This window comes from Nonomuraea sp. NPDC048826, from assembly GCF_043198225.1.
Taxonomy (GTDB): domain Bacteria; phylum Actinomycetota; class Actinomycetes; order Streptosporangiales; family Streptosporangiaceae; genus Nonomuraea.
Genome location: NZ_JBICUQ010000001.1, coordinates 876,898 through 893,253 on the forward strand (window position 1 = coordinate 876,898; position 16,356 = coordinate 893,253).

General features: G+C 72.7%; 19 protein-coding genes. 8 read left to right on the forward strand and 11 right to left on the reverse strand.

From position 1 onward, the window contains the following. Positions 1–6: 6 nt before the first annotated feature. Complete coding sequence (locus ACGFI7_RS04320) at positions 7–888, reverse strand: LysR family transcriptional regulator (RefSeq protein WP_393398894.1); 882 nt, start codon at positions 886–888, stop codon at positions 7–9. 101 nt (positions 889–989) lie between these two features. Here ACGFI7_RS04320 and ACGFI7_RS04325 point away from each other — a divergent pair, with 101 nt between their 5' ends. Beyond that, the gene (locus tag ACGFI7_RS04325; RefSeq protein WP_393398896.1) at positions 990–1,523 is read left to right on the forward strand and encodes a cysteine dioxygenase; all 534 of its coding nucleotides are present in this window, start codon (positions 990–992) and stop codon (positions 1,521–1,523) included. On the opposite strand, the gene ACGFI7_RS04330 is transcribed toward ACGFI7_RS04325, so the two are convergent. Both ACGFI7_RS04330 and ACGFI7_RS04335 read right to left on the reverse strand, forming a co-directional pair. After that, positions 1,507–2,157: an alpha/beta fold hydrolase gene (locus tag ACGFI7_RS04330; RefSeq protein ID WP_393398898.1), complete on the reverse strand. Its 651-nt coding sequence runs from the start codon at positions 2,155–2,157 to the stop codon at positions 1,507–1,509. The genes ACGFI7_RS04325 and ACGFI7_RS04330 overlap by 17 nt on opposite strands. Then, positions 2,157–2,642, reverse strand: a complete 486-nt coding sequence (locus tag ACGFI7_RS04335; protein WP_393398900.1) for a pyridoxamine 5'-phosphate oxidase family protein — start codon at positions 2,640–2,642, stop codon at positions 2,157–2,159. Before ACGFI7_RS04335 ends, ACGFI7_RS04330 begins: the two co-directional genes overlap by 1 nt. 65 nt (positions 2,643–2,707) lie before the next feature. On the opposite strand from ACGFI7_RS04335, the gene ACGFI7_RS04340 reads away from it, so the two are divergent. After that, the gene (locus ACGFI7_RS04340; protein WP_393398902.1) at positions 2,708–3,337 is read left to right on the forward strand and encodes a winged helix-turn-helix transcriptional regulator; all 630 of its coding nucleotides are present in this window, start codon (positions 2,708–2,710) and stop codon (positions 3,335–3,337) included. Between the two features lie 37 nt (positions 3,338–3,374). After that, positions 3,375–3,875, forward strand: a complete 501-nt coding sequence (locus ACGFI7_RS04345) for a pyridoxamine 5'-phosphate oxidase family protein (RefSeq protein ID WP_393398904.1) — start codon at positions 3,375–3,377, stop codon at positions 3,873–3,875. Here ACGFI7_RS04345 and ACGFI7_RS04350 read toward each other — a convergent pair whose 3' ends face one another. Next, positions 3,876–5,216 carry a M20/M25/M40 family metallo-hydrolase gene (locus ACGFI7_RS04350; protein WP_393398906.1) on the reverse strand — a complete coding sequence of 447 codons (1,341 nt, stop codon included), beginning with the start codon at positions 5,214–5,216 and terminating at the stop codon, positions 3,876–3,878. It lies immediately after the preceding gene. A 232-nt stretch (positions 5,217–5,448) separates the two neighbouring features. On the opposite strand from ACGFI7_RS04350, the gene ACGFI7_RS04355 reads away from it, so the two are divergent. Both ACGFI7_RS04355 and ald read left to right on the forward strand, forming a co-directional pair. Then, on the forward strand, positions 5,449–6,834 hold the full coding sequence (locus ACGFI7_RS04355; protein ID WP_393398908.1) for an aspartate aminotransferase family protein: 1,386 nt from the start codon (positions 5,449–5,451) through the stop codon (positions 6,832–6,834). Between the two features lie 65 nt (positions 6,835–6,899). Further along, entirely contained in the window at positions 6,900–8,015 is a 1,116-nt protein-coding gene (ald, locus tag ACGFI7_RS04360) for an alanine dehydrogenase (protein ID WP_393398910.1), read from the forward strand. Between the two features lie 15 nt (positions 8,016–8,030). On the opposite strand, the gene ACGFI7_RS04365 is transcribed toward ald, so the two are convergent. The 3 genes from ACGFI7_RS04365 to ACGFI7_RS04375 form a co-directional block, all read right to left on the reverse strand. Then, complete coding sequence (locus ACGFI7_RS04365) at positions 8,031–9,458, reverse strand: sel1 repeat family protein (protein WP_393398912.1); 1,428 nt, start codon at positions 9,456–9,458, stop codon at positions 8,031–8,033. An 81-nt stretch (positions 9,459–9,539) separates the two neighbouring features. Then, complete coding sequence (locus ACGFI7_RS04370; protein ID WP_393398914.1) at positions 9,540–10,409, reverse strand: sulfite exporter TauE/SafE family protein; 870 nt, start codon at positions 10,407–10,409, stop codon at positions 9,540–9,542. Between the two features lie 88 nt (positions 10,410–10,497). Continuing rightward, a complete protein-coding gene (locus ACGFI7_RS04375; protein ID WP_393398916.1) occupies positions 10,498–10,743 on the reverse strand; it encodes an SHOCT domain-containing protein in 246 nt (81 codons plus the stop codon). An 89-nt stretch (positions 10,744–10,832) separates the two neighbouring features. Between ACGFI7_RS04375 and ACGFI7_RS04380 the strand changes: the two genes are divergently transcribed. Then, positions 10,833–10,955, forward strand: coding sequence for a hypothetical protein (locus ACGFI7_RS04380; RefSeq protein WP_393398918.1), 123 nt, complete (start codon positions 10,833–10,835; stop codon positions 10,953–10,955). A gap of 9 nt (positions 10,956–10,964) precedes the next feature. Here ACGFI7_RS04380 and ACGFI7_RS04385 read toward each other — a convergent pair whose 3' ends face one another. Then, the gene (locus ACGFI7_RS04385; protein WP_393398920.1) at positions 10,965–11,438 is read right to left on the reverse strand and encodes a Clp protease N-terminal domain-containing protein; all 474 of its coding nucleotides are present in this window, start codon (positions 11,436–11,438) and stop codon (positions 10,965–10,967) included. Between the two features lie 10 nt (positions 11,439–11,448). Further along, positions 11,449–11,646 (reverse strand): helix-turn-helix domain-containing protein, encoded by a 198-nt coding sequence (locus tag ACGFI7_RS04390; protein WP_271279122.1) that lies wholly within the window; start codon positions 11,644–11,646, stop codon positions 11,449–11,451. Between the two features lie 238 nt (positions 11,647–11,884). Between ACGFI7_RS04390 and ACGFI7_RS04395 the strand changes: the two genes are divergently transcribed. Further along, positions 11,885–12,760, forward strand: a complete 876-nt coding sequence (locus tag ACGFI7_RS04395; protein ID WP_393398922.1) for a DMT family transporter — start codon at positions 11,885–11,887, stop codon at positions 12,758–12,760. 7 nt (positions 12,761–12,767) lie between these two features. Here the strand turns inward: ACGFI7_RS04395 and ACGFI7_RS04400 are convergent, their stop codons facing one another. Next, positions 12,768–13,415 (reverse strand): response regulator, encoded by a 648-nt coding sequence (locus ACGFI7_RS04400; RefSeq protein ID WP_393398924.1) that lies wholly within the window; start codon positions 13,413–13,415, stop codon positions 12,768–12,770. Beyond that, the gene (locus ACGFI7_RS04405; RefSeq protein ID WP_393398926.1) at positions 13,412–14,524 is read right to left on the reverse strand and encodes a sensor histidine kinase; all 1,113 of its coding nucleotides are present in this window, start codon (positions 14,522–14,524) and stop codon (positions 13,412–13,414) included. The genes ACGFI7_RS04400 and ACGFI7_RS04405 overlap by 4 nt, the downstream gene beginning before the upstream one ends. Positions 14,525–14,619: 95 nt before the next feature. Here ACGFI7_RS04405 and ACGFI7_RS04410 point away from each other — a divergent pair, with 95 nt between their 5' ends. Continuing rightward, the gene (locus ACGFI7_RS04410) at positions 14,620–16,356 is read left to right on the forward strand and encodes a gamma-glutamyltransferase family protein (RefSeq protein WP_393398928.1); all 1,737 of its coding nucleotides are present in this window, start codon (positions 14,620–14,622) and stop codon (positions 16,354–16,356) included.

Below are 16,356 nucleotides of genomic sequence, written 5' to 3' on the forward strand. Positions count from 1 at the left end.
AGGCCGTCAAAGGCTTTCCGGCAGGGCGGCGAGCAGCGCCCCGGTGGCCGGGGGGTGCGGGGGAGCGCCGTAGACGGCGGCGTACACGTGCCTGGTCGAGCCCGGGATGCGGCGCGCGGTCACGGCCGGGTGGCGGTGCGCGCGCAGCGCCAGCCCCGGCAGGACGGTGATGCCGATCCCGGCGGCCACCAGCGCCTGCACGGCCACGATGTCGTCGCTGGTGAACGAGATGCGCGGCTCGAACCCGGCCTTGTCGCACATGTCGAGCAGGTGGCTCCGGCAGCGGTCGCACCCGGCGATCCACGAGGCTCCCGCGTGCGCGGCCAGCCCGGCCTCGTCGTCCTCGTCGCCTTCCTGGGCGCCTTGGGTGATCAGGTAGCTGGGGTCGTCCCACAGGTGGATCATCTGGAGGCCGGGGTCCTCCGGCGCGGTGTCGTCGTACCGGAACATGACCGCGACGTCGACCCGCCCCGCGCGCAGCAGCCTGAGCGCCTCGGGCGGCTCGGTCTCGGTGAGTTCGAGCCGCAGCCCGGGATGCGCCTTGCGCAGCCGGGCGGCGGCCTCGGGGATGAACGTGCCGAGCGCGGAGGGGAAGGCGGCCAGCCGGACCCGGCCCGCGTGCAGCCCGACGTGCGCGGCCAGCTCCTCGGCCGCCGCGTCGAGCCGCCCCACGATGTCGCCGGCCCGCTCGGCAAGCAGCCGGCCGGCTTCGGTGAGCCGGATGCCGCGCCCGGCGCGCTGGATCAGCTTGGCGCCGGTCTCGGCCTCCAGCCGGGCGAGGTGATGGCTGACGGACGGCTGGGCGTAGTGCAGCTCGCGGGCGGCTGCGGTGAGCGAGCCGGTGCGGGCGACGGCCAGCAGGACGCGGAGCCGGGTGACATCCAGCATTCATCAATCGTACCTATAGGTCGGCTCGAATACTTCTGTTGGACCTATCGATGGTCGGTGCCGCACCGTAGAGGGGAGAGCCGATCCCCTCAGGAGGCGACATGAACACCGTCACGATCACGCGGCCGGGCCTGGCCGAGCTGGTCCAGCGGGTGGGCGCGGTGGCCGACCGCCGTCTGTCCGCCCGCGAGACCGCCTTCGCCGTCGCCGACCTGCTGCGCGAGCGGCCGCCCGGGCTGGACATCCTCACCGAGGAGGAGCGGCTGGGCTCCCCGGACTCGTACGTGTCGCGCGCGCTGCACGCGCAGGACGAGTTCTCGGTCGTCGCCGTGGTCTGGCGGCCGGGCCAGGAGACGGCCATCCACGACCACGTCTCCTGGTGCGCGTTCGCCGTGCTCGCCGGCAACGAGCACGAGACCCTCTACCGCGACAAAGGCGACCACCTGGTGGAGATCGGCCGGGCCGACAACCGGCCGGGCGACGTCAGCGGCTTCGCCCCGCCCGGCGACATCCACAAGGTGCGCAACACCAGCTCCGAGATCGGCGTGTCGATCCACGTGTACGGGGCGGACGTCGGGAAGCTGGGCAGCAGCGTCAGGCGCGTCTACGAGCTGCCCGTCATAGGTAGCCGATGAGCCGGTCGGCCAGCTCCTCCGGCCGTGACAGCATGACGCTGTGGCTGCCGCCGATCTCGTCGGGCTCGACGCCCAGCCGCTCGCGCACCATCGGCCGGACGAACTCCGGCGGGAACCACCGGTCGTCCCGGCACAGCAGATAGCGGGTCGGCACGTCCGGCCACCGGTCCAGCGGCCACGGCTCGACCAGCGCCTTCTCGGCGTGTTCCCGGCCGTGGCTGAGCGCCTCGGCCGCGAGGTCGGCGGGCACGTCGTGCATGAACGCGGCGATCGGGTCGTCGATGTCCTTCATGCCGAACCCGGACGCCTCCCACCAGTCGGCGGGGGCCTCGCCGGGCGCCGGGACCATGCCCGCCAGCAGCACCACCAGCTCGGCCTTCGTCCGGTCGCAGACGATCGGGGCGACGAATCCGCCCCACGAGTGCGCCACGACGACGAGTTCGTCCAGGTGCCCGGCCTTCTTCAGCACGTCGTCGATCACGTGGTCCGCGTAGTCGGTGAGCCCGGCGTCCGGGTCGTCGAGCGGCAGGTCCACGGCCACCGTGCGGTGCCCGCGTGCGCGCAGGCAGGCTTCCAGCGGGCGCCACGGCCAGGAGGTCCCGCCGCCCCCGTGGATCAGCGCGAACGTCGCCATCACGACTCCGCCGGCATCTGGCCGGGGAAGCGGGTGCGGAAGTCCAGCACGCCGACCCAGGTGGGCCGGACGGCGATGCGGGCCATGCGGACGCCCGGCCGGTCGGCCTCGGCCACGTTCTTGGCGCCCTGCTCGGGGCCCGCGTAGCGGTGGTGGGCGAGCGCGTACTCCGGCACGATGCCGTCGACGTCGGTCACCTCGGCCCGGCCTCGGATGAGCAGCACCTCGGGCGGGGTGGCGGAGGTGTCGATGGTGATGGCGACGGCCGGCCTGGCCCGCAGCGCGTTGATCTTGGCGGCTCCGGCGAACGTGGCCATGACGAGCTCCTCGCCGTCCCAGTGGAACAGCGTGGGGTAGACGCGCGGGGTGCCGTCGGCGGCGACGTACGCCACCCGGGCCAGTTCTTTCGAGACGAGCAGCGTGCGGGCGGTCGGATGCTCCAGCAGCCCGACATCTCCCTGCGGCAGGGTGTCCAGGGCATTCATGATGCGCCTCCTCACTTGTTGGTCCTAAACTAGGACTAACAAGTGCGTATTCGCAAGGATTTTCGATGCGAAGCTATGACGACCCCTGCGGCGTCGCCCGCGCCCTCGACCACGTCGGTGAGCGGTGGGCCATGCTGATCGTGCGCGAGCTGCTGCTCGGCCCCAAACGCTTCACGGACCTGCGCACCGGCCTGCCCGGCGCGAGCCAGAACGTGCTCTCCCAGCGGCTGCGCGAGCTGGAGCGGTCAGGCGTCCTGCGCCGCCGCAGGCTGCCCCCGCCCGCCGCGAGCCAGGTGTACGAGCTGACGGACCGGGGGCGCGAGCTGGAGCCGGTGGTGCTGGCGCTGGCCCGGTGGGGCAGCCGCATGCCGCTCACCTCGACGGGGCCGATGAGCGTCGACGCCCTCTTGTACGCGCTGAAGTCCACGTTCGACCCCGGGAAGGCGGCCGGGTTCGCCGGCGGCGTCGAGCTCAGGCTCGGCGACCAGAGCTTCCTCGCGACGGTGTCGGACGGGCGGCTCACCCTGGTCAGAGCCGATGGCGCCGGCGCCGACGCCGTCCTGCGCACCGACACCGAGACGCTCAGGTCCGCGGTGTTCGGCGGCCGGGGCCTCGAAGGGATCGAGGCGGAGGGGGACCTCCAGGTGGCCGAGCGGTTCCTAACCCTCTTCCCCCGCCCGCCGGTGAGTTCCTGAGCGTCGCCGGGTCCCTCCTGGGTAGAGGAGGACCACCATGGAACCGATCACCGAAGTCGACGCCCGCTTCAGTCTCCCCGGGGCCGCGGCCACGTCCTGGGAGGAGGCGGCCGAGCTGCTGGAACGCGCCGAGGTCTGGTGGCTGGCGACGGTGCGCCGCGACGGCCGCCCGCACGTCACGCCCCTGCTGGCGGTCTGGCGTGACGGCGCGCTGCACTTCTGCACCGGCACCGAGGAGCAGAAGTCGAGAAACCTGGAGGCCAACCGGCAGGTCGCGCTGACCACCGGCGACAACTCCTTCACCAGCGGCCTGGACCTGGTCGTGGAGGGCGTGGCCGAGCAGGTCACCGACCAGGGCACGCTGAAGGCGCTGGCGGACGCCTGGGAGGCCAAGTACGGTCCCGACTGGCACTTCGACGTGCACGACGGCGCCTTCCACAACAGCGAGGGTGGGCGGGCCCCGGTCTACGCGGTCGCCCCCACGAGAGCCTTCGGCTTCCGCAAGGGCGACTACGCGCAGACCCGCTGGCGCTTCTGACTACAGCTGGGACAACTCCTGAAGGAAGATCGCCTCGGTGGTCGCCACCCGGCGCAGCTCCTCCAGGTCGACCCGCTCGTTGGGGGCGTGGCAGGCGGCGTCCTCGTCCTCCGCGCCGAACAGCAGGATCTCCGCCGCGGGGAACTGCTTGAGCAGGGTGTTGACCAGCGGGATCGAGCCGCCCGCGCCCACGTCGCGAGGCGGCCGGCCGAACGCCCGCTCCATCGCCTTGTTGAGCGCGGCGCGGGCCTTGCCGCCGGAGTCGGCCTGGAAGCCCGAGCCGACGGTGAGGTCGCCGAACGACACCTGCACGCCCCACGGCGCCACCTGGCGCAGGAACTCCACCACGGCGTTGACCGTGGTCTTCGGGTCGCCGGCCGGAGGCACCCGCACCGTCACCCTGGCCCGCGCGACCGGCTGCACGGCGTTGACCGCCCCGGACACCGAGGGCACGTCCAGCCCGGTCACGGTGATCGCGTACGAGGACCACAGGCGGTCGGCCAGCGAGCCGGAGCCGACCAGCGACACGCCGTCGACCACGCCCGCGGTGGCGCGGAACTCCTCCTCCGTCGGCCCCTGGCCGAGGAAGGAGCCGCGCGGCAGGCCGGGCACCCGGACGTCGCCGTTCTCGTCGTGCAGCGCGACGCACATGCGCATCAGCGCCGCCAGCGCGTCGGGGGCGGCGCCGCCGAACGAGCCGCTGTGAACGGCCTCGCGCAGGGTGCGCACCTCCATGGTGAAGGCCGCCATGCCGCGCAGCGACGTCGTCACGGCCGGGTCGCCGACGCGCGGGTTGCCGGTGTCGGCCACCACGACGGCGTCGGCCCGCAGCAGGTCGGGGTTGCGCTCGACGAACGCCTCCAGCCGCTCGCCGGCGTATTCCTCCTGGCCCTCGATGATGACCTTGACGCCGACGGGGAAGCGGCCCTGGAAGACGCGGAGCGCGGCGACGTGGGACATGACGCCGGACTTGTCGTCGGCCACGCCGCGGCCGTAGAGCTTGCCGTCGATCAGCGTGGGCTCGAACGGCGGCGTGCGCCAGGCGGCCGGGTCGCCCGCGGGCTGCACGTCGTAGTGCGCGTAGAGCAGGACGGTGGGCGCGCCGGGCGGCGCGGGCGCCTCGGCGTAGACGGCCGGGAAGCTGCCCTCGACCGGGACGCGCTGCACGCGCGGCAGGCCGGTGCTGCGCAGCAGCTCCTCGACCGCGGCCGCGGCGGCGTGCACGGGCTCCTCGGGATGCCCCGGGAAGGCCACCGACGGGATGGCGGCCAGCCGCTTGAGCTCCTCGACGGTCTGCGGCATCGCGGCCGCTACGGCGCTCTCGATCTGGTCAGGAGTCACGGGACGATCCCCCGGGTCGTTCTCGATGGTGGGCGTTCCATTGGATCACACCGATGCTCACGGCAGGTGAAAGCGGGTGACCACTGCGCCAGCGTACCTGCGGATTTCGTAGTTGTTACAGGAAAGTTCTGCGGATCCATGGCACATGAACTTTCTCCGCGACGCAATCCCTTGGCAAAGTAGCAGGTGAGGTTGCACACTGGTGTGCGGATCGACACGAGGGAAGATAGACATGAGCCAGCCCGAACACGACCTCCTGAAGGCGGCGCAGGACAACCTGTGGCTGCACTTCACCCGGCACAGCGCCTACCAGAAGTCCGAGGTCCCCACCATCGTCCGCGGTGAGGGCTCCTACATCTACGACGTCCACGGCAAGCGCTACCTCGACGGTCTGGCCGGGCTCTTCGTCGTCCAGGTCGGCCACGGGCGCGGCGAGTTGGCCGAGGCCGCCGCCAAGCAGGCCCAGGAGCTGGCGTTCTTCCCGCTCTGGTCGTACGCGCACCCCAAGGCGGCGGAGCTGGCCCAGCGCCTGGCGAGCCTCGCGCCCGGCGACCTCAACCGGGTGTTCTTCACCACCGGCGGCGGCGAGGCCGTCGAGAGCGCGTGGAAGCTCGCCAAGCAGTACTACAAGCTCATCGGCAAGCCGCTCAAGCACAAGGTCATCAGCCGCCAGATCGCCTACCACGGCACCCCGCAGGGCGCCCTGTCGATCACCGGCATCCCGGCGTTCAAGCAGATGTTCGAGCCGCTCGTGCCCGGCTCCGTGCGGGTGCCCAACACCAACCACTACCGCGCCGACGAGATCACCGGCATCCCCGGCATGACGCCCGAGGAGTACGGCTACTGGGCGGCCGAGCGGGTGGCCCGGGCGATCGAGATGGAGGGCCCCGACACGGTGGCCGCCGTCTTCGCCGAGCCGGTGCAGAACGCCGGCGGCTGCTTCCCGCCGCCTCCCGGCTACTGGCAGCGGCTGCGCGAGATCTGCGACGAGTACGACGTGCTGCTCGTTTCCGACGAGGTCATCTGCGCCTTCGGCCGCCTCGGCACCATGTTCGGCGGCGAGAAGTTCGACTACGTGCCCGACATCATCACCTGCGCCAAGGGCATGACCAGCGGCTACTCGCCGATCGGCGCGATGATCGCGCACGACCGGCTGTTCGAGCCGTTCAAGAACGGCGAGGAGATGTTCGCCCACGGCTACACCTTCGGCGGTCACCCGGTCTCGGCCGCCGTGGCGCTGGCCAACCTCGACATCTTCGAGCGTGAGGACCTGCTCGGCCACGTCACCAGGAACGAGCCGCTGTTCCAGGCCACGCTGGAGGGCCTGAAGGAGGACCTGCCCATCGTCGGCGACGTGCGCGGCTCCGGCTACTTCTGGGGCATCGAGCTGGTCAAGGACCGCGACACCAAGGAGACCTTCACCGACGAGGAGTCCGAGCGGCTGCTGCGCGGGTTCCTGTCGCAGGCGCTGTTCGAGGCGGGCCTCTACTGCCGCGCCGACGACCGCGGCGACCCGGTCATCCAGCTCGCGCCGCCGCTGATCGCCGGGCCGAAGGAGTTCGAGGAGATCGGCGGGATTCTGCGAAGTGTGCTGAAAGAGGCGTGGGCGCGCCTCTGAACGACAAAATATCCGGTACGGAGCCACGTACCGGATATTTTTTTCTCATATAAGGAGCAACGCTCATGAAGATCGGCGTTCCTGCCGAGGTCAAGAACCACGAATACCGCGTCGCCGTCACCCCCGCGGGTGTGCTCGAGCTGGTCAAGCGAGGCCACGACGTCACCGTCCAGCGCGGCGCGGGCGAGGGCTCGCACATCACCGACGAGGAGTATCTCGCCGCCGGCGCGAAGATCCGCGACGACGCCGACCAGGTCTGGGCCGAGGCCGACCTGGTGCTGAAGGTGAAGGAGCCGATCGCCGAGGAGTACCACCGGCTGCGCGAGGGCCTGGTGCTCTTCACCTACCTGCACCTGGCCGCCTCCCGGCCGTGCACGGACGCGCTGCTGTCCGCCCGCACCACCGCCATCGCGTACGAGACCGTCCAGGTCAACGGGGCGCTCCCGCTGCTCGCCCCCATGTCGGAGGTCGCCGGCCGGCTCGCGCCGCAGGTGGGCGCGTACAACCTGATGCGGTTCAACGGCGGGCGCGGCGTGCTGCCCGGCGGCGTGCCCGGCGTGGCCCCCGCCAAGGTCCTCGTCATCGGCGGCGGCGTCTCCGGCCTGAACGCGGCGCAGATCGCCGTCGGCATGGGCGCCGAGGTCACCGTGCTCGACACCAACGTCGACCGGCTGCGCTTCATCGACGCCGTCTACCAGGGCCGGATCAGGACCCTGATGTCGAACGCCTACACGATCGAGCAGGAGGCGCTCGCCGCCGACCTGGTCATCGGCGCGGTGCTCATCCCCGGCGCCAAGGCCCCGACCCTCGTCTCCAACGACCTCGTCTCCCGCATGAAGCCCGGTTCGGTGCTCGTCGACATCGCCATCGACCAGGGCGGCTGCTTCGCCGACTCGCGGCCGACCACGCACGCCCAGCCCACCTACGAGGTGCACGGCTCGGTCTTCTACTGCGTGGCCAACATGCCCGGATCGGTGCCCAACACCTCCACCTACGCGCTCACCAACGCCACGCTCCCGTACGTGGTCAAGCTGGCCGGCCAGGGCTGGAAAGAGGCGCTGCGCGGCGACGCCGGCCTCGCGGGCGGTCTCAGCACCCACGACGGCGCGCTCACCAACGAGCCCGTCGCCGAGGCGCTCCGTCTCCCGTACACCCCGGTGGCCGACCTCCTGGCGGCGTGAATCCGCGCGCCCGGTTCAGAAGCCGGGCGTGCGGACGTCCGCGCCGTCCCTGACGACGTTCGACAGCCCGAGCCGGGTGCGCAGCTCGCGCGCCGTCGCCAGCACGTGCTCGATCTCGACCGGGCTGGGCCACGGCGAGTTGCCCGGGCGCAGCAGCGTGCCGCGCACCGACGCGAGATGCTCCACCGCGCTCGCGTGCAGGCCGCTCCGCGCCACCAGCCACGGGATCACCTCGCCGTGGTCGAGCAGCGGCCTGGTCACCAGGTCCCACGTGCCGAGGATCTCGGTCAGCTCCGCCACGCCGAGCGCCGGCCCGCCCCTGCGGTCGGTGGCCAGCGCGGCCAGCTCGGCCCGGGCGGCCAGCTCCGGCTCGGCCGGCCGGTCCCAGACGGGCGGCGGCGGGTCGGTCAGCCACTCCTGGGCCTCGCCGTCCCTGCCCGCCGCCGACAGCAGCCCGCCCAGCTCCAGCGCCGCCCGGTGGTGACCGGCCAGCGCCGCCTGCCGGAACCAGTGCTGGCCGCCCTTCAGGTCGCCGAACTCCGCGATCAGCAACAGCCCGAAGTTGAACGCCGACTCCGGGTCGCCCGCCGCCGCGCCCCTGCCGAACCAGTGGCTGGCGCCCTTGGCGTCGCCCAGCTCCACACAGACGAACCCGGCCATCCGCTGGCCCTCCAGCCGGCCCGCGTACGCCGCCTGCTCGTACCAGCCCCTGGCGGTGCGCAGGTCGCGGCGGGCCAGCGCGATGCCGCCGAGCTGGGCCGCCGCGCCCGGGTGCTCGCTCTTGGCGGCCATCCGGTAGTAGGCCTCGGCGCCCTCCGGGTCGCGCCCGGCCTGCAGGAACAGGCCCAGGCAGTAGGCGGCGCCCGCGTGGCCGGACCGGCAGGCCGTCTCCCACCAGAGCACGGTCTCCTCGTCCTGGCCCGCCGAGTAGGCCAGGAAGCCCAGGTCGTGCGCCGAGGCGGCGTCGCCGCCCGCCGCCGCCTGCCGGTGCCACTCCCGCGCGGCCGCGAGCTCGCCGGTGTCCTCGCAGATCAGCGCCAGCCTGCGCGCCGCCGGCCGGCTGCCCGTCTGGGCCGCGCGCTCGTACCAGATCCGCGCCCTGCCGGGGTCGCCGCGCTGCTCCAGCAGGAGCGTGGCCAGGTTGACCGCCGCCTCGGCGTCACCCGCCGCGGCCGCGCGTTCGTACCAGCCGAGCGCCTCGTCGAGCGTGCCGTGCTTCTCGTGCCAGAGACCCAGGTTGTAAGCGCTGTCGACGTTCCCGGCCCCGGCCGCGCACTCCCACCAGTGACGGGCCGCGCCGCGGTCGCCGCGCTGGGCGTAGAGCCTGCCGAGCCGGTGGGCGGCCTGGGCGTCGCCCTTCCGCGCGGCCATCAGGAGCTCGGCCTCGTCGCCCACCCGGGGCGCCGGTACGGCCGGCTTCGTCGCATCACCTTGCCAGAGCATGCGAGAAAGGGTGGCATGTGACGGCCCGATTGCGAACCGTAATCGCCGAGCGGCGCGGCAGAACTTACCCGCCGGGCCCGCCTACGGCGCGGAGAACGTGATGAACCCGGTGTACATGCCCATGCCGCAGGCGTAGCGGAGCGTGCCCGGCTGCTGCGGCGGCAGCCGCACCGTCGCGGGCAGCGCCAGATCACGCCCGGCGAACGCCACGGTGTCGGTGCAGCCCCGGTCGACCAGCTTGAACACCACCTCGACCGGCACCCCGGCGGGCGCCTCCACGGCCGCCGGCCGGTAGCCGTCGCGCAGCGCCCAGATGGTCACGACGGGGCTCCGCTCGCCCGTGGTGGTCGCGGTCGCGGGCAGCCAGCCGCCCAGGTTGACCCCGGCGCCGACGGTCCACAACCCTGCGGCGACGGCCACCACCGCCGCCGCCTTGACGAGCCGGGTCCGGGTGACCCGGCGCAGCAGCCAGCCCAGCAGTCCCAGCGCGGGGGCGGTGCCGAGCACGAACCCGGCCATCACCGCCGCCCCGGACAGCGGCGAGCCGCTGGAGATCGCGACCAGCTCCATGCCGATCGTGACCCCGCACGGCACCAGGATCGTGGCCGCTCCCAGCAGCGGCGGGCCGAGCCGGGCGAACGCCCGCCGGGGCGGCTGGCACCCGGGGCGGCGGTAGAGCCGGACCGCGAACGCGATCACCATGAGACCCGCCGCGACCAGCAGCACCGCCCGCGCCTGCGGCGGCGGCTTCACCGCGGAACCGGCCAGCCCGAGCAGCGCGCCCGCCCCCGTGTAGGACAGCAGCCGGCCCGTCAGGAACCACCCCAGCACCACCCGGTCGCGCTCCCCGGTGAGCCCGACGAGCAGGCCCCCCTGCACGGCCGTGCACGACGCGGTCCCCGCCACCAGCCCGGCGACGAGACCGCTGCCGAACAGGGCCGCCGCCTGCATTCAACCCCTCCCCGCAGAAGGTTCTCCTCGCAAGGTAACGGCCCTGCCCGAACGCGGCCAGTGACACTTCTTGCACCCTCCGTGCCGTTTAGGCGCTGCCGCCCTTGAGCACGGAGACCTTCTCGAAGTACTCGTCGTCGCTCATCTCGCCGCGCGCGTACCTCTCGGCGAGAATCTGCTCCGCCGTGGCGGTCGGCCGGGTCTCGGTACGGCCCTGCCGCGGCCCCCAGTAGCCCCGGCGCCGCGCCCACACGGCCAGACCGATGAGGGCCACCCAGAACAGACCCCAGAAAATCGGGAAGACGGGCCAGAACCCGTGTGCGAACGTATGCATGATCTCCTCCTTCGACGTACCTCCAGGTTCGCCGCCGGAGAGCTCCCGGACATCGGCCCCCGGTCCCGTCCGGAGATCCGCCGCCCGTCGTGCTTCCGCTCCAGGCCCGTACGACGGATGACGTACGACTCGCCGCGGCGCTCGACGCCCGCGTCCCCGGCCCGGTGCGGGCCAGCTCCTTCCTGGACCGCGGCGCGCTCCGTGGGCCGTGAACCTGCCGCTCAGGCGGTCCGCTCCAGGCGGGAGCGGACGGTGGCGCGGTCGACGCCGAGGTGGTCGATCAGCCGGGCCACCGGGTCCGGGTAACTCCGGTCGAGGAGGGCGACCAGGACGGCGCTCGGCCCGGTACGGTCCCTGGTCTTGCGGGAGGTGGCCCTGGCGGCCTGCTCGATGACGGCGCGGGCGCTCGACGTCAGCGCGGTGCCGGGCAGCGCCGGGTGCTTGCGCGGCCGGGCGTCCGGCGTTTCGCCGGGTTCGATCCCGATGGCCCGCAGCGCCGCCCGGTCGAGGGCGTCGAGCGCGGCCCTGGCCGTCTCCGCGCGCACCCCGAGCGCTCTGGCCGGCGCTCCTTCGGGATCCCGGAGCAGGCCGAGCAGCAGGTGCTCGGTGCCCATCTTCCGGTCGCCGCGCTGCCTGGCCTCTTCCATGGCGGCCTTGACTGCCACCGCGAACGGGCTCTTCTCCGTACCGAACATGGCTTCGGCCTCATTTCCCGTACTTGGCGTGCACCGACTGGCGGGACATGCCGAGGGCGTCGCCGATCTGCTCCCACGTCCAGCCCTGCTCCCGGGCGAGCGCCACGGAGACGGCCTCGACCTGCTCGGCCAGCCGGTGCAGCGCCCCGACGGCCCGGAGCCCCACGGCGGGGTCGTTGGATCTGATGCGCTCGGAGAGTTCTCCCATGTCCACGCTGTCAGGCTAGACTGACAGTCGCAGCCGAGTCAACAGAAATTGACGACTCTCGGGTGTACGCTCGTCGGTACCGACTGAAGGGTGGCTAGGGTTCCGCGGGCACGGCTGTTCGCCCGGACCGGTCCGAGCGCCACGTAATGCCAGAAGACGGCAGGCACCCGAGGGACAAAAGCCCGGAGGGGATAGGTCGGCACATTCGTGTGCCCCCTAGCCCGTTCGGAGGCTTCCGGTGTCCCCTCGTCTCATCGCCACCGTCCAGGCCGTGGCGGTCTGCTTCGTCTGGTCCATCTCCTTCCTGATCACCAAACGGCTGTACGAGTACGGTGTGGGCCCGCTGACGTTGACCGGCCTGCGGTTCGGGCTGGCCGCCGCCGTGCTGGCGCCGCTGTGGTGGTTCCGCAGCCGGCGCGGCGGCGTCCGGCGCCGGCTGCGACCGCGCGTGGTCATCGCACTGGGCATCGCCGGCTACGCGGTCAACCCGGCCGGCTACCACCTCGCCCTGGCCATGGCGGACGCGAGCTGGGTGGGCGTGCTGCTGGCCGTGGGCAACACGCTCCAGGTCCTGGCCTGGAGCGCGGTCATCCTGGGGGAGCGGCCGACCCGGGTGCAGCTCGCCGCCATGGCCACGGCCGTGATCGGAATCTGGGTGTTCGCATGGCCCACCGGTGGAGCGGAGTCCGTCGTCCCCGTCCTGAGCGTGGTCGTGGGCGGCGCCGGTTATGCCCTGTGGGTGGTGGGCGGCCGCGTGATCATGCGCGAGGCGGATCCCGTGGCGCTCGCCTCCGCCTGCATGCTCGCCGGCGCGGCGCCCACCCTGGTCGCCGGCCTCCTGATCGAGGGACCGCCGCGCCTGCCCGTCGTCGCGTGGGCCCTGATCGCGCTGCTCGCCGTGGTGAACACCGCGTGCGCCTTCGTGGTCTGGAACCACACCCAGCGGGTCCTGCCCGCGTACGAGAGCGCGATCGTCAACAACACCATGACGGTCCAGGTGGCCTTACTGGCGTTCGCCTTCCTGGGCGACCCGCTGGGCGTCCGCCAGTGGGCGGCGATCGGCGTCGTGACCGCCGCGATCCTCGCGGTCCAGCTCATGAAGCCCGATCCATGAGACCGCCTCAGAGCCAGCCCGGTCTCACCAGGCCCGACTCGTACGCGATCACCACCAGCTGCGCCCGGTCCCTCGCGTGCAGTTTCATCATGGCCCGGCTCACGTGTGTCTTGGCCGTGGCCGGTGACATGAAGAGCTTGGCAGCGATCTCGTCGTTCGTCAGGCCGCCGCCGACCAGGGTGAGGACCTCGCGTTCGCGGTCGGTGAGCTGGTCCAGGCCCTCGGCGGCCAGCGGCTCCTTGGCGCGGGAGGCGTACTCGGCGATCAGGCGGCGGGTCACGCTCGGCGAGAGCAGCGCCTCGCCGGCCGCCACCACCCGGACCGCCTGGATGAGCTCGGCCGGCTCGGTGTCCTTGACCAGGAACCCGCTGGCCCCGCCGCGCAGCGCCTCGAAGACGTACTCGTCCAGCTCGAACGTGGTCAGGATGATGATCCGCGGCCCCTCGGGCATCTGCCGGGTGGCGGTGAGCCCGTCCATGCCCGGCATGCGGATGTCCATCAGCACCACGTCCGGCGCGTGCTCGCGGGCCAGCCGGACCGCCTCGGCGCCGTCGGACGCCTCGGCCGCCACGCTCATGTCCGGCTGGGCGTCGAGCAGGGCCTTGAACCCGGCCCGCACCAGCGCCTGGTCGTCGGCGAGCAACAGCTTGATCATGCGTTCTCCTCGGGTAGGGGCAAGCGGGCCGAGACCCGGAAACCGGGGCCGAACGGGCCGGCGACCAGTGTCCCGCCCAGCGCGGCGGCCCGCTCGCGCATGCCGGGGATGCCGTTGCCGCTGCCCTCCCCGGCCAGCACCGGGGGCGTGGTCGAGCCGTCGTCGGTCACCTCGATGCCCAGGCCGGTGGGCTCGTACGTGAGCCGGACCGTCACCGCGGCCCCGGGGGCGTGGCGGGCGGCGTTGGTGAGCGACTCCTGGACGATCCGGTAGGCGGCCCGTTCGACCTGCGGCGGCAGCGTGCGCTCGCCGGTGCGTTCCAGCCGCACGTCCAGCCCGGAGCGCTCGATCAGCTCGTCCAGGCGGTCGAGCCCGGCGGTGGGGGAGCGGGGGGCGCCCTCGCGCAGCACGTTGAGCACCGAGCGCATCTCGCCCAGCACCTCCTTGGAGGCGGTCTTGATGGTGGCGAGCGCCGTGCGGGCCTGTTCGGGGTTGTCGTCGATGAGGTGGAGCGCGGTCGCGGCCTGCACGTGGATCAGCGAGATGTTGTGCGCCAGCACGTCGTGCAGCTCCTGCGCCATGGTCAGCCGCTCCTCGCTGGCCTGCCGCCTGGTCTCCTCCTCGGCGGCCCGCTGCTGCTGGGCACGCCGCTCCCGGACGATCCTGGTCAGCTCGGCCAGCAGCATGAACAACAGGACGAACGCGGTCACCGCCAGGTCATGGAAGATCCCGGTCGGCTCCTTGGACGCGGCGTAGCCGTACACGATGAAGACCGCGATCGACACCCCTGCCATGGTCCACGCCTGGACCCGCAGGCCCCGGGTGACGAGGGCGAACAGCAGGATGATCGGGGACAGGTAGGCGGGACCGTGCGGGTACCCGAGCCAGACGAAGACGTAGGTGGCCGCGAGCGTGACGGCCGCGGTCGCGACCGGGAACCGCCGCCGCAGCAGCACGCCCACCGGCCCCACCAGCAGCAGCGCGATCGCCGTCGCGTCCAGAGGTTCGCGGAAGGTCCGCTGGCCCCAGTACGCGCCGTACGAGAGCACGATCTGGGCGACCGCCACCACCACCGCGTTGTACGGGTCGAGCCCGAGCTTCTTGCCCACCCCCCCACGCTAGGACCCCCGGCCCTGTCGGCGCATCCGCCGGTCGGCGCAGGGGGCCCTACCGCCGCGGGCGTAGCTGGGCCATGGTGGAGTCCATGCGCCGAGTGATCGTTCCCGCAGCAGCAGTCCTCGTCACACTCGCACCCGCCGCGCCCGCGGTGGCCTCGATCCACCCGTCCCAGCAGAAGGTCCCGGTCGCCGAGGGATACGGGGGCGCGGTGGCCACCGTCGACCTCGACGCCTCCAAGGCGGCCGTCGACGTGCTCAGACGAGGCGGCAACGCCATCGACGCCGCCGTCGCCGCGGGCGCGGTGCTGGGCGTCACCGAGCCCTACTCCGCCGGTCTGGCCGGTGGCGGCTTCATCGTCTACTACGACGCCAAGCGCCGGAAGGTGCACACCATCGACGGCCGCGAGGCCGCGCCCCGGGCCATGACGGCCACCTCGCTGGAGGGCATCCCGTTCGAGGAGGCGGTCACCAGCGGCCTGTCGGCCGGCGTGCCGGGCGCGGTCGCCCAGTGGGAGCTGGCCCTGCGCCGGTTCGGCACGATCTCGCTGAAGCAGGCGCTCCAGCCCGCCGTCCAGGTCGCGTCCCGGGGGTTCGTGGTCGACCAGACGTTCCACGACCAGACCGCGCAGAACGCGGCCCGGTTCAAGGACTTCACCTCCACGGCGGCGCTCTACCTGCCGAACGGCGCGCCGCCGCCCGTCGGCTCCGTCTTCAGGAACCCCCAACTCGCCGCCACCTACCGCGAGCTGGGCCGGCGCGGACCCGGCTGGCTGTACGGGGGAGGGCTCGGCAAGGAGGTCGTGGCCACGGTCAAGCGGCCGCCGGTCACCCCCGGCGCCACCAGGAACGTCAGGCCCGGCCTGATGGAACTGCGCGACCTGCGCGACTACCGCGCGCTGCTGCGCGAGCCGACCAGGTCCGACTACCGCGGCATGACGGTGTACGGCATGGCGCCGCCGTCGTCGGGCGGCTCGACCGTGGGGGAGGCGCTCAACATCCTGGACGCGCTGCCCGAGGTCGGCCCGCACGAGTATCTGGAGGCGTCCCGGCTGGCCTTCGCCGACCGCAACGCCTACGTCGGCGACGTGCCGGGCGTGCCGCTGCGTGAGCTGCTGTCCGACGGGTTCGCCAAGGAGCGCGCCTGCCTGGTCGGCGAGCGCGCGATGGCGCACCCGGCCGCCCCGGGCAACCCCGACGGCTCGTACGAGGCCTGCCCGACGCCTGACGGCACCGCCGCCGAGACCACGACCGAGGGCCCGGAGACCACCCACCTGGTCGTGGCCGACCGGTGGGGCAACGTGGTGGCCTACAACCTGACCATCGAGTCCACCGGCGGCAACGGCATCGTGGTGCCGGGCCGCGGCTTCCTGCTCAACAACGAGCTGACCGACTTCACCTTCGGCCCCGCGCCCGGCGACCCGAACCTGCCCGCCCCGGGCAAGCGGCCGCGCTCGTCGATGGCGCCGACGCTGGTGTTCGACCACGGCAAGCCGGTCATGGCCCTCGGCTCGCCGGGCGGCTCCACGATCATCACGACCGTGCTGCAGATCCTGCTCAACCGGTACGAGTTCGGCATGTCGCTGCCCGACGCGCTGGCCGCCCCCAGGGCCACCCAGCGCAACACCGCGCAGACCCAGGCCGAGCAGGGCTTCCTCGACCGCTACGAGCAGGAGCTGGAGGCCAGGGGCCACGACCTGGTGCTGAACCCGGAGATCGGCGCGGCCACGGCGCTGGAGTTCCTCGGCCGTGACCGGATCCAGGCGGTCGCCGAGCCGACCAGGCGCGGCGGCGGCAGCGCCCTGGTGGTCTCGCCACGCCGCTGA